Source organism: Brevibacterium linens ATCC 9172, assembly GCF_900169165.1.
In the GTDB taxonomy this organism is placed as follows: domain Bacteria; phylum Actinomycetota; class Actinomycetes; order Actinomycetales; family Brevibacteriaceae; genus Brevibacterium; species Brevibacterium linens.
This window is the reverse complement of record NZ_FXYY01000011.1, coordinates 22,470-34,674: the sequence shown is the minus strand read 5'-3', so window position 1 is coordinate 34,674 and position 12,205 is coordinate 22,470. Positions and strand designations below refer to the sequence as shown.

Here is a 12,205-nt window from a genome sequence, read left to right as displayed (position 1 = left end):
ACGTGGCGTCGAGGGCGAAGAACACAGAGGGAAGGCGGACCGGTCAACGCGGAGGCGATGACCGCATGGAGGCGAGGGCGATCGCCCCTGCGTGAGCAAACGCACCACGGAGGTCGATTGTGCTTGTCAGTGCGGCGGCGTAGAACTATATGAATGGGTAATGCTTCCGAGCCGGTCATGACTGCCGAACAGCGCAAGATCCTTGCGGTGATGCTCGTCCCGATGTTCATGTCGCTGCTGAGTGTGTCGATCGTCAACGTCATTTTCCCCGGCATGCAGCGCTCGATCGGCGCCTCGAACTCCGCGATCCAATGGGTGCTCTCGGGCTATACGCTCGCCTTCGGCGTACTCCTCGTCGCCGCCGGTCGAGCCGGCGACCTCTTCGGCCGTGGTCGGCTCTTCGTCATCGGCGTGGCCGTCTTCGCCCTCGGGTCCCTCATCTCGGGACTGTCCCCGGACCCGCTCGTGCTCAACATCGCCCGTGTCGTCATGGGGCTGGGCTCCGGCCTGCTCAGCCCCCAGGGCGTGGGGATGCTCCAGCAGTACTTCCACGGTCAGGTGCGCGGTCGCGCCTACGGGATGTTCGGCACGATCGTCGGCGTCTCCGTGGGCATCGGCCCCGTTCTCGGCGGTGGGCTCATCGCTGTCCTCGGCGACGAGTGGGGATGGCGATCGGCGTTCCTCATCAATGTGCCGATCGCCTTGGCTGCGATCATCCTCGGCCGGTTCTGGCTGCCGAAGAGCGCCTGGCTCGGCACCGGCACCGAGTCCGCCTCGCACGGCCGACGTCGGGCCGACTTCGACCCGGTCGGACTCGTGCTGCTCGGCGTGGGCACGCTGCTGGTCATGCTGCCCTTCCTCGAGCGCAGCGCAGGGGCGTGGATCTATGCCCTCGTCCCCGTCGGCGTCGCCGTCGTCTGGCTGTGGGTGCGATGGGAGAACCGCTACTCTCGCCGAGGCGGATCACCGATGGTCGACATGCAGCTGTTCCGGACGCGCAGCTTCGCCTACGGGGCGTCGCTGACGTCCATGTATTTCGTCGGCATGCCCGGCATCTGGGTCATCGTGGCGCTCTACCTGCAGAACGGTCTCGGGTTCCCCGCCCTCCACGCTGGCCTCGTCGGTCTGCCCTCGGCGCTGCTCTCGGCCATCGCCGCACAGGCGGCCGGCCGTGTCGTGCTCACCTTCGGTCGGAAGATGGTCGTCCTCGGGGTCGCAATCGGTCTGACCGGGGTCGTCGCCTCGGCGCTGCTCGTACTGGCACATGAGGCCTGGGGGATCAGCATCTGGTGGCTGCTGCTGACGCTCGGGATCACCGGCCTCGGGCAGGGTATGGCGATCAGCCCGAATCAGACCCTCACTCTGGCCGAGGTGCCCGTCGAGTATGCGGGCAGCTCCGGCGGTGTGATGCAGACCGGGCAGCGGGTGGGTACGGCCATCGGCATCGCGATCGTCACCGCCGTGTTCTTCGTCGTGCAGCCGATGGCCGGCTACGGCGCCGCCATCGTTGCGGGCTTCGGGTTCATTGCGCTCGTCATCGTCTTCGCCGGAATCATCGGACTGGTCGATCTCGCCCGTGGTCGGGCCAAGGCCCGGCAGGAGGGGCCGCCGGTCAGGAACTGAGGCCCGGTCTGACGGCATCGTCGACGTCCGCATCGAGGTGCTCAATCAGAACGACGCGGACGTCCCGATTGCGACTTAAGTGGGGCTAGATTGCTCGTCTACTCGTGGCGGGCAATCTGGCCCCACTTAAGTTTCGTCAGTGGGGAGGAGGCTTGCTCGCGCGGGGAGAGCGTCGCCCGACCGTTTCGGTCACGTCTGCTCGGGGGCGAGTCGGCCGGGTCAGGCTTGAGGATCGGGGGCGGTCGCCTCGGCGCGTTCGATGTTCTGGGCGGCGAACACGGCGTCGAGGAGGCCGGGGAAGCGGGCATCGAGATCGTCCTTGCGCAGGGTATTCATGATCTTCGTGCCCTCATATTCCTGTCGGATCACGCCGGCTTCGCGCAGAGTGCGGAAGTGATAGGTCGCCGTGGACTTCGACACCGGCAACTCGAAGGTCGCGCACGCATGATCGCCGAATGCGTCGTTGAGCTTGCAGGCGACGGTGCGGCGGACCGGGTCGGCGAGGGCGGCCAGGACGGTGTCGAGTCTCATCTCGTCCCTGCTGGGGTGGTCAAGTGTGCGCATCTGGATCCTCCCATCTCGCCATCGCGTCGATCAGTGTCGGTGGATGTCATCTGAACAGCCACCGATCACAGGTAGCGCCGTATCTCTCCCATTGTACGAAATATTTGGTAGTACGAAATTCATCGTAGTAGTGTGCGAACTCGAAGTACGAAAAACCTCATACTTCCAATCGACTACTTTCGACGAGATCACGAGGTGTCATGTCTCATCTGCTGTTCGAACCGCTCACTCTGCGCGGACTGACCTTCCGCAACCGCATCTGGGTTCCGCCCATGTGCCAGTACTCCGTCGAGACTCTTGACGGGGTCCCCGCTCCTTGGCACACCGTCCACTACGGCGCCATGGCCAGGGGAGGAGCCGGCGCTGTCATCGTCGAAGCCACCGGCGTTACTCCCGAAGGGCGGATCTCGGCGAAGGACCTGGGGCTGTGGAACGACGCGCAGCGCGACGCCTTCGCCCCCATCGTCGACTTCCTCCACTCGCAGGGCGCCGCCGCGGGCATCCAGCTCGCCCACGCCGGCCGCAAGGCCTCGACCTATCCGGAGTGGGGGACCGACCACGACGGCAGCCTGCCCGTCGACGAAGGTGGTTGGCAGACCGTGGCTCCGTCCGCACTGGCCTTCGACGGCCTCGCCGAACCGCGTGCCCTGACTGAGACGGAGATCGCCGAGGTGGTCGCGGCCTTCCGGTCCTCGGCCCGCCGGGCGATCGATGCCGGGTTCGACTTCGTCGAGATCCACGCCGCGCACGGATACCTCCTCCATGAGTTCCTGTCGCCGCTGAGCAATACGCGCACCGACTCCTACGGCGGAACCTTGGAACACCGGGCCCGGCTGCTGCTCGAGATCGTCGATGCCACCCGCGCCGAGGTGGGCGAGGACGTTCCCGTGTTCGTGCGCCTGTCCGCGACGGACTGGACCGAGGGCGGGGTCACGCTCGAGGACACCGTCGAGGTCGCCGGCTGGCTCAAGGACCACGGCGCCGACCTCATTGACGTCTCCTCCGGCGGCAATGTGATGGCGTCGATTCCCGTCGGTCCCGGCTACCAGACGACCCTGGCCGCCGGCGTGCGTCAAGGGTCGGGGCTGCCGACCGCGGCAGTGGGACTGATCAGCGAACCGTTCCAGGGCGAGCACATTCTGGCCACCGGTCAGGCCGATGCGGTCCTCGTGGGCCGCGAACACCTGCGTGACCCGAACTTCGCGCTCCGGGCCGCCGACGCCCTGCGCTTCGATATCGACTACCGCCCGGCTCAGTACCACCGCGCGTATAAGTGAGCTGAGCTCAATTCGCTGGAGCGGCTCGGCGCTCATACGCTGACGGCCCAGTTGAAGTCGCACAGCACATGTTCAAATGTGTGCTCTTCGACTTCAACTGGGCCGTTCGGCGTCTGCGCGGACAGCGCCTCGCTGAGGGGGAGGCGTGTGGAGATGCGGCTGAGCTTTCGGTCGCAGCTAAGCCAGGCCGCCGAGCCACATTCCGATCGCCGCGGTCGCCGTGGCGAAGACGAGGGTGCCAAAACCATTGACCAGACCGGCGACCCAGCGACGTTCTTGGAGAAGCCGAACAGTCTCGAAGCTCGCCGTCGAAAACGTCGTATAGCCGCCGAGGAATCCCGTGCCGAGCACCATGTGCCAGGCTTCCGGCAGCAGGTTCGCTCCGGCCAGCCCGGTCAGCAGTCCGAGCACGAGCGATCCCGAGACATTGATGACGATCGTTCCCCACGGCAGGGCCGTGCTCATGCGGGACTTGATGAGTCCGTCGATCAGCATTCGTGATGAGGCGCCGAGTCCGCCGGCGGCGGCAAGGGCGATGAAGACCAGCGGGGTCATCGGGCACCTCCGGGGCGAGGGTCCGTGGAGACATCCCGACCGGCATCCGCGGCGCCCTCGTCCCAGACATCGGGGTCGATCGGCGGATCGTCGGCCCCCTCATCGACCCCACTGCCGCCTCGACGCAGCGCCGTCGCCGTGGCGATGCCGACGAACGTGGCGAGACCGCCGATGAGCACCGTGCCCACCCCGTAGGCCAGACCGACACCGGGATTATCCGCACCGCCTGGACCAGCGCCGAGGAGGCCCACCGTATCCGCGGCCAGTGCACTGTACGTGGTGAAACCGCCCATGAAACCGGTGCCCACGAGGATCCGCATTCTCCGGCGCCACCCCTCATCGGGTCCGCTGCGCGCCAGGGAATCCAAGAGAAGACCGAGGGCGAACGCGCCGAGGATGTTGACCGTGAGGATCGCCCACGGCACATCGCCGAAGGTCGGCAGGCTTAGACTGACCGCCTCGCGTGCCGCGGTTCCGAGCGTGCCGCCGAGGAACGCGAGTCCCAGATAGGACAGGCGCAGATGGACCGGCCGGGTCACTGCCCGGCCTCGTCGGTCTGAGGTTCAGCAGCGGGGGAGGCGCCTGGTGTCGGCGACGTCGCAGGAGCTTCGGGGTCGTCCATGCCGCCGGTGCCTGCCGCCAGCGGCATGGACGACGAGCGGGCGATGCTGGCGCCTCGACAGCTGGATCGCGACCGAGCCGTTGAAGAACTCATGCAATGAACCACGAACACCTGCGCGACGGACGCCGAGGATGATCATGCGGGCATCGAGCGCCTCGGCGAGCCGGTCGAGTTCCTGTGCCGGCGACCCGGCCAGCGCGCGGGTCGACCAGGCCACGTTCGTCCCTGCCAGGGCGGCAGCGATGCGGCGCTCGAGATCGGGGTCGAACTCGGTGGCCGCCTCGTCGGTGGTGTCCGGATCGATGGGCATCGAATGTGCGGAGCCGTCGGGGCGGGTCTCAATGGTGTAGCGGGAGTCGTCGACATGGGCACAGACGAGCTCGGCGTCGAAGTGGGCGGCGTAGTCCGCGGCGGCGGCGATCACCTCGGCGGGCTGATCGGGAACGATGCCGAGGATGATGCGGGCGCGCGGCGGCCCGTCATGTTTCGGATCGCGATGTCTCGGTTCGGGGCCGGTGGTCATGGTCTCTCCTACCTTTCGGGCATGCTGAAGCCGGTCGAGGTAGGGACTGTTGTCGACTGCGGAGTCTCGAGCGTCTGCACGAGTCCTGCACCGAGGTTGGGTACGGCGAGCCCCACCGCCGTGTCGCGCATGCGCGACCTCTTCATTGTGCCACAGGGGGCAGACGCGGTCGCGGGCGGCGGACAGGCATCGTGCCGCCGGCGGGCACGGCCGCGTACGAGCGCCGAGGCGACCCTCAGTGCGGGAGCGCTCCGACGTCGCGGTCGGGCGAGGTCAGGGCCGCCTCGGCGAAGGAGTCGTCGTGGTGATCAGCGCTCTGCGCGGTACCGATCGACGGCACGGCGGAGACGTTCGAGGCCGTCGTCGATGCGGTCGGGGGCCGCCGAGGCGAAGCACAGGCGCAGCGCATTCGAGAAGTTCCCGGCCGGGGAGAACGCGGGACCGGGGATGTAGGCGACCCCCTCCTCGAGTGCGGTGGTCATGAGGTCTTCGGTGTCGATGGATTCGTCCTCGAAGGTCACCCACAGGAAGAATCCGCCGTCGGGATCGGTGGCTCGGATCTCGCCGGGGAAGAGGCGGGCCAAGCCCTCTGACATCGCGATCTTCCGGTCGCGGTAGGCCTTGCGCAGGACCTCGACGTGGGAGTCGGCACCGCCTTCGATCAGCCAGCGGGCGATGAGGTGCTGGTTGGGAACGGGGGCGCAGGAGTCCATCGTCTGTTTGGCGTTGACGGCGAGCTCACGGACCTCTGGGTCGACGTCGATCCACCCGACCCGCAGGCCCGGGGCGACGAACTTCGAGAACGTGCGAACTCCGAAGATGAGGGGATCGTTCGGGCTGAGGTCGCTCAGCGCCGGCAGGGACTGACCTTCGAAGCGCAGCATGCCGTACGGATTGTCCTCGATGATCACCGACCGGTGGCGGTGAGCGACCTCGAGCAGGCGCTCGCGACGCGGCAGCGACATCGTCACTCCGGCCGGGTTCTGGAAGGTCGGGACGGTGTAGATGACCTTCGGGGCGCGCCCGGTGCGCTTCGTGTGCTCCTCGAGCGCGTCGATCTGCATGCCTTCTTCGTCGACGGGGATCTCGAGGATCTCCGCCTCATAGCTCATGGCCGTCGCCGAACCGTTCGTATAGGTCGGCGACTCACAGGCGACGAGGTCACCCGGGGTGACGAAGAGTTTAAATCCGAGGTCGAGTCCCTGCATTCCTCCGGAGGTGATGAGGAGGCGGTCACGGTTTCCCTGCTGTTCGGGCGGGATCTGATCGGTGGTGGCGAGATAGTCGTGGAGGGCCTCGATGAGGATGGGCTCGCCCTTCGTCTCCCCGTACGTGAAGTTCTCCGGGGAGAAGACTTGCGCGGCGATCCGGGCGAAATCTGCGGCCGGAAGCATATCCGGGGCCGGCGCCCCCATGCCGAACTTGACGATGTCGTGGTCGTATTGGGCCAGCACCGTGGTGGAGGCATCGATGACGGAGCCGACGAGTTGGTCGTGACGGCGTGCGTAGGGCAGCGCGGGGGACTGTGCCTGATTGTCGGGCTGGTTCTGCGAAGCACTCGTGGCCGGATGCATTGATGTGGTGGACATGAGCGACCTCCTCTGAGCGGTGATGCCCTGAAGTCGACGGCTCCGGCGACAATGCCAAGGCTCCTGCCCGAACGACGGGTTACGTGGGTCACTTCAGCATAGGTCCGGGTGACTCGCCGGACAAGGATGCTGATCGCCTGCGATTTCGGGCGAGTCGGCGATCGGATCTGCCCTCCCTCGCCGAGGCGGCCCTACAGTGGGGACATGACAGGTGCAGGTGCCGATGGCGGCAGTCCGACGATCCGACCCTTCGACGTGCGTGAGTCCGACCTCGGCGCGCAGTTCACAGCGTTCATCGACGAACACCGACAGCACCTGCTCGGGAGTCTCGACGACCTGAGCGAGGAGGAGGCGAGGCGATCCCTCGTGCCGAGCAGAACCCGCCTGCTGTCCCTGCTCAAACACGCGGTGTTCGTCGAAACCGTCTGGTTCGGCGAGGCGGTCACCGGTCGCAGCCGCGTCGACTACGGGCTTCCGCACGATTCCAAGGACTCATTCCTCCTCGACTCCTCGGACACGATCGCCAGCGTCTCAGCTGACTACCGGGCTGCCGTGGAGCGGTCGCATTCCGCGATCGAGGGGATGGATCTCGACACCGTGCTCACCGGTCATCGGGCTGGGCCGATGCCGCTCCGCTGGGTGCTCCTCCATGTCCTGCGGGAGCTCGCCCAACACTGCGGGCACGCGGATATCCTCCGCGAGCAGATCCTCGCCGAGCGGGAGAGACGCGGCTGAGCTCTGCGCGTTAGGGGGAAGGCTGCCTCGGTGGTTCGGGGCGGTGCCCGACGGGGCACCACCTCGGCGATATGATGCGCCCGATGGCGGCTGCGTCAGTGTGACCCAGTAGACTTAGCGAGTAATGACATCCCCTTTTCACTTCGAGGTGAAGCACTCTCATGCCAGCAATCGTTGTCGTCGGCGCTCAGTGGGGCGACGAAGGTAAAGGTAAGACCACCGACATCCTCGGCACCAGCGTCGACTACGTGGTCAAGCCCAATGGTGGGAATAATGCCGGCCACACGGTTGTCGTCGGAGGAGAGAAGTACGAACTCAAGCTTCTGCCCGCCGGTATCCTCTCACCCAACGTCACCCCGGTCATCGGCAACGGCGTCGTCGTCAACCTCGAGGCGATCTTCGAGGAGATCGATGCGCTCGAGTCCCGCGGCGCGGACACCTCGAAGCTGCGGATCTCCGCGAACGCCCACCTCGTGGCGCCGTACCACCAGACGCTGGACAAGGTGACGGAGCGGTTCCTCGGCAAGCGCGCCATCGGCACCACCGGCCGCGGCATCGGCCCGGCGTACATGGACAAGATCGGGCGCCTGGGCATCCGCGTCCAGGATGTCTTCGACGAATCCATCCTGCGGCAGAAGATCGAAGGGTCCCTGCGGCAGAAGAACGAACTGCTCGTCAAGGTCTACAATCGGCGCGCTGTGTCCGTCGAGGAGATCGTCGAATACTTCGAACCCTTCATCGAACGGCTGCGCCCCTACGTCGCCGAGACCGAGCTCATGCTCAACGAGGCGCTCGACCGCGGTGAGGTCGTCGTCATGGAGGGCGGCCAGGCGACGATGCTCGACGTCGACCACGGCACCTACCCGTTCGTCACCTCGTCGAACCCGACCGCCGGCGGATCCTGCGTCGGAACGGGCATCGGACCGACGCGGATCAACCGCGTCGTCGGCATCGTCAAGGCCTACACCACTCGTGTAGGCGCCGGACCGTTCCCGACCGAACTGTTCGACGAGATGGGCGAATACCTGCAGAAGGCCGGTGGAGAATTCGGAGTCAACACCGGACGTCCGCGCCGCTGCGGCTGGTACGACGCGGTCATCGCCCGCTACGCCGCACGCACCAACGGCTTCACCGACTATGTGCTCACGAAGCTCGATGTGCTCACCGGCATCGACCGGATCCCCGTCTGCGTCGCCTACGACGTCGACGGAGTGCGCCAGGACGAGATGCCGGTGTCCCAGACCGAGTTCCACCACGCGAAGCCGATCTTCGAGTACTTCGACGGCTGGAGCGAGGACATCACGAAGGCCCGCACCTTCGACGACCTTCCCGAGAATGCGCAGAAGTACGTGCTCGCCCTCGAGGAGCTCTCGGGCTGCCGGATGTCGGTCATCGGCGTCGGCCCTGATCGCGAACAGTCGATCGTGCGCCACGACCTGCTGGACTGAGCAGGCGCCCGGGGAACTTCCGGAACTCGTCACATGCCGAAGGGCGGAATCGACACTGAGTCGGTTCCGCCCTTCGGCATGGGCCCGCCAGCACAGTGCTGTGGGTTGCTAACCCCGCAGCTTCCGGATGGACTCGACGGCGCCGTCGTAGGCAGCGGCGATGTCGACGAGGTCGATCCGGTCCGGCAGGTCCCCAGGAGGCTGATGGCTGAGAAGGAATTCCACGGTCGCGCGGACAGAGGCTTCGTCATTGCCCAAGACTCCGTCGGAGACCTCTTCGGCATCGTCGAACATCAGAACGATCTCGTCGGTTCCCGTCGTTGAGCGGATGCTGGCCAGGAACTCCCCCGTGTCCTGCATCTCCACGTCGATCTCTTCAGCCATTCCGACCTCCCACTGCTCGGTGCACGCGGTTCGGTGCATGCGACGACGCGGCTCATTCACCTGCGTCGGCTCTCTGATTTCAGCATAGACCCGACGACCACCGTCTTGGACAGCCGGTCAGAAGCTGGCATCGTTGCAGGCAACATGACTACGGAGGAGGATGCGTCCAATGGCTCAGAGCCGTCTGCAGGAAGCCGCCTATCAGGGCCCCGCGCTCGAGGTCGACAGTGACTTCTACTCACAGATCGGTGAGGACACCGACTCCCGGGAAATCATCGACGAGTTCACCATCCCCATCCGCTCCGGACAGGCGTGGGACATCCCTGCCGGCCACGTCTGCCGCATCTCCACCGTCGACGGCCCGCAGGTCGGCGACCTCAATCTGTGGAATCGCCACGATCCCAGAGAACGGTTCTGGGCCGCACGGACCCGACAGCTCCAGGCGGCACACGTGTCCACTTTCGATCGCCTGTGGTCGACCCTGCCGTTTCTGCGGCCGATGGCCACCATCGTCGGCGACACACTGTCCGACTACGGCATCGACCCGGAAGGCGGCCGCGTGCACGACACTTTGGGCACCCGATGCGACCCTTATGTGTCGCAGATGCTGAGCGGCGTCGACTTCGACTACCACTGCCATTCGAACCTCGTCCGCGCCATCCTGCCGTACGGTCTCACCGAATTCGACGTCCACGATGTGCTCAACGTCTTCCAGTGCACGGGGTTGAACAGCAACGACGAATACTTCATGAAGACCTGCCCGGCACGCCCGGGCGACTACTTCGAGTTCTTCGCCGAACAAGACCTGCTCGCGGCCCTGTCCACCTGCCCCGGCGGGGATCTGTCCGCACCGATGTTCGGTGACGGCTCGTCCGATCCGGTGGAGAACTGCCACCCACTGCAGGTCACGGTCTGTCGGCTCCCCGAGGACCTCCTCGGCGAGTGGGAGCAGCCGACGTCGCCGAACTATCGCGGAGCCCACGGACTCCGACCCCAACCGTGGGCGTGAATTCGCGCCCGGAATGGAAGCACCGGCAATGACACCGTCATCGCTTGCAGCCCGGTATGCCGACCGGCTCGGACTCGAAAGCTCGGAGGACGGATTGCGCCGTCGGGCGCTCGGGACGATCGACGACATCGTCGACCTCATCGACGAGCTGCTGACCGCCCACGTCCGGTCGATCTGCTTCGAGAACCTCGACGTCATCGCCGCACGCGCGGCAGGAGAATCGCGTGGCATTCCCACCGACCTCGACTCACTGACGGCGAAGCTCTTGGACGCCGGCCGCGGCGGCTACTGCCACGAACACGCGACACTCATCCGCGCCGTGCTCCGAGAGCTCGGGCTGAGCGCGCACCCGATCCTCGCCCGCGTTCACCTCGGCGACGGGAGGTCCGCGCCCGGACCGCTGACCCACCAGGCGACGATCGTCGAGATCAAGGGTCGGCGTTTCGTCGTCGACCCGGGGTTCGGCGGTGGGACGCCGCAGTCTGCACTCGCGCTCGAGGCGGAGTCGAAACCGCGGACGACAGAGCACGGAGAGCACAGGATCGTCCCGGCCGACACCGTGCTGGCACCGGCGATGCGAGCGGAAGCCGACTGGGCGCTGCAGTCGCGGACCAGTGCTGACCAGGAGTTCCGCACCGTCTATGCCTTCGCGGATGTCCCACGTGAACAATCCGACCTCGAGGTGTCGAACTGGTTCACCGCGACGAAACCCGGCACGCGCTTCACCGGCGCACCGGTGGTGGCCAAGACGCTCGACAGCGGCGGAAAAGTGTCGCTCGAAGGTGGCGAGCTGCGCAGCCTCCGCCCCGGTGACGAGCCCGAACGCATTGAGCGGACGGTGACCGATGCCGCCGACTTCGCCGCCGTTCTCCGTGGAGAATTCGGGCTCGATCTCGACCGGACTTTCACCGACCCGATCTGGAGCGTGGTCGAACGATCGTGACGGGCCGGGCCGATTACGCCTACCCGCACGCACTTGCGGGTCTACACTGGCGCCATGTCCGCGTCGCGCACTGACGGCCTGATCGGCCGGCCTCACCCGAGTCTGCGGCCGTTCGTGGGTGACTACGTCGGCTACGACATCTCCGGCGTCCCCGCGGGGACGCACCTCGGACTGCCATCGGGAACTCTGACTTTCATCGTCTCGATCGCCGAACCACTGTGCCAGGTCGATGCCCTCACCGGCAGCCGTGAGCATTTCGACGTGCTGCTCGCCGGCCTTCACCTGCGCTCGACGCTCATCGCCCACCCCGGTGCGATGTCGGGAATCCAGATCAATTTCAGCCCGTCGGCTCCACGGGCGTTCTTCGGAATCCCCGCCGCAGAATTCGCCCACCACAGCGTCGACCTTGCGCGGATCTCCCGGCCGCTGGCCGCGGAACTGCACGAGCGGGTCAACCGGGAGACCGAATGGTCCGCCCGCTTCGCCGCCATCGACGACGTGCTCATGCGCACGATCGATGACGCGAATCGTCCGCGCACCGAGGTGGCCGCCGCCTGGCATCGGATCGCCGACAGCCATGGCGGTCTGCCCGTCTCCCTCGTCGCCGATCACGTCGGATGGAGCAGGCGCCATCTGGGCAGCCAGTTCCGATCCGAATACGGGATCGGACCCAAGGACGCCGCCCGCATCGTCCGCTTCGATCGGGCGCGGAGGCTCATCCCGGAAGGCCGGGGCAGTCTGGCGGAGATCGCTGTGAGCTGCGGCTATGCCGACCAAGCGCACCTCAACCGGGACTTCCAGGATTTCGTCGGTCTCAGCCCCAGTCGGTGGCTGGCCGCCGATGACGTGGCCCGGACCCGGACTGAGGGAACAGATTCGGTGGGGGCAGCCTCGGCGAGGGGCTGACCTGTTCCGATTTGTCCAAGACGTATA

Annotated in this window: 13 protein-coding genes; 7 read left to right on the top strand and 6 right to left on the bottom strand. The window is 66.3% G+C overall.

Annotated elements, in window-relative coordinates:
* Window positions 1-153 precede the first annotated feature (153 nt).
* Complete coding sequence (locus tag BLIN9172_RS10115) at window positions 154-1,623, top strand: MFS transporter (RefSeq protein ID WP_101554965.1); 1,470 nt, start codon at window positions 154-156, stop codon at window positions 1,621-1,623.
* A 219-nt stretch (window positions 1,624-1,842) separates the two neighbouring features.
* On the opposite strand, the gene BLIN9172_RS10110 is transcribed toward BLIN9172_RS10115, so the two are convergent.
* A complete protein-coding gene (locus tag BLIN9172_RS10110) occupies window positions 1,843-2,187 on the bottom strand; it encodes an ArsR/SmtB family transcription factor (protein ID WP_101554964.1) in 345 nt (114 codons plus the stop codon).
* Between the two features lie 200 nt (window positions 2,188-2,387).
* Here BLIN9172_RS10110 and BLIN9172_RS10105 point away from each other — a divergent pair, with 200 nt between their 5' ends.
* The gene (locus tag BLIN9172_RS10105; protein WP_101554963.1) at window positions 2,388-3,464 is read left to right on the top strand and encodes an NADH:flavin oxidoreductase/NADH oxidase; all 1,077 of its coding nucleotides are present in this window, start codon (window positions 2,388-2,390) and stop codon (window positions 3,462-3,464) included.
* A gap of 177 nt (window positions 3,465-3,641) precedes the next feature.
* Here BLIN9172_RS10105 and crcB read toward each other — a convergent pair whose 3' ends face one another.
* The 4 genes from crcB to BLIN9172_RS10085 form a co-directional block, all read right to left on the bottom strand.
* Entirely contained in the window at window positions 3,642-4,019 is a 378-nt protein-coding gene (gene crcB, locus BLIN9172_RS10100; RefSeq protein WP_101554962.1) for a fluoride efflux transporter CrcB, read from the bottom strand.
* Complete coding sequence (locus BLIN9172_RS10095; protein ID WP_180956964.1) at window positions 4,016-4,558, bottom strand: fluoride efflux transporter FluC; 543 nt, start codon at window positions 4,556-4,558, stop codon at window positions 4,016-4,018. The genes crcB and BLIN9172_RS10095 overlap by 4 nt, the downstream gene beginning before the upstream one ends.
* A 24-nt stretch (window positions 4,559-4,582) precedes the next feature.
* Window positions 4,583-5,164, bottom strand: a complete 582-nt coding sequence (locus BLIN9172_RS10090) for a universal stress protein (RefSeq protein ID WP_101554961.1) — start codon at window positions 5,162-5,164, stop codon at window positions 4,583-4,585.
* 308 nt (window positions 5,165-5,472) lie between these two features.
* Window positions 5,473-6,753, bottom strand: a complete 1,281-nt coding sequence (locus BLIN9172_RS10085; RefSeq protein ID WP_240812050.1) for an aminotransferase-like domain-containing protein — start codon at window positions 6,751-6,753, stop codon at window positions 5,473-5,475.
* Window positions 6,754-6,957: 204 nt separating this feature from the next.
* Between BLIN9172_RS10085 and BLIN9172_RS10080 the strand changes: the two genes are divergently transcribed.
* Both BLIN9172_RS10080 and BLIN9172_RS10075 read left to right on the top strand, forming a co-directional pair.
* Window positions 6,958-7,488, top strand: coding sequence for a DinB family protein (locus tag BLIN9172_RS10080; protein ID WP_101554960.1), 531 nt, complete (start codon window positions 6,958-6,960; stop codon window positions 7,486-7,488).
* A 161-nt stretch (window positions 7,489-7,649) separates the two neighbouring features.
* Window positions 7,650-8,936, top strand: a complete 1,287-nt coding sequence (locus BLIN9172_RS10075) for an adenylosuccinate synthase (protein ID WP_101554959.1) — start codon at window positions 7,650-7,652, stop codon at window positions 8,934-8,936.
* Window positions 8,937-9,044: 108 nt separating this feature from the next.
* Here the strand turns inward: BLIN9172_RS10075 and BLIN9172_RS10070 are convergent, their stop codons facing one another.
* Window positions 9,045-9,320 carry a hypothetical protein gene (locus BLIN9172_RS10070; protein ID WP_127363795.1) on the bottom strand — a complete coding sequence of 92 codons (276 nt, stop codon included), beginning with the start codon at window positions 9,318-9,320 and terminating at the stop codon, window positions 9,045-9,047.
* A 169-nt stretch (window positions 9,321-9,489) separates the two neighbouring features.
* Between BLIN9172_RS10070 and BLIN9172_RS10065 the strand changes: the two genes are divergently transcribed.
* The 3 genes from BLIN9172_RS10065 to BLIN9172_RS10055 are packed head-to-tail and all read left to right on the top strand — an operon-like array spanning window position 9,490 to window position 12,178.
* Entirely contained in the window at window positions 9,490-10,329 is an 840-nt protein-coding gene (locus BLIN9172_RS10065; protein ID WP_101554957.1) for an urea carboxylase-associated family protein, read from the top strand.
* 28 nt (window positions 10,330-10,357) lie between these two features.
* The gene (locus BLIN9172_RS10060; protein WP_164742759.1) at window positions 10,358-11,272 is read left to right on the top strand and encodes an arylamine N-acetyltransferase family protein; all 915 of its coding nucleotides are present in this window, start codon (window positions 10,358-10,360) and stop codon (window positions 11,270-11,272) included.
* A 54-nt stretch (window positions 11,273-11,326) separates the two neighbouring features.
* The gene (locus tag BLIN9172_RS10055) at window positions 11,327-12,178 is read left to right on the top strand and encodes a helix-turn-helix domain-containing protein (RefSeq protein WP_101555018.1); all 852 of its coding nucleotides are present in this window, start codon (window positions 11,327-11,329) and stop codon (window positions 12,176-12,178) included.
* Window positions 12,179-12,205 lie beyond the last annotated feature (27 nt).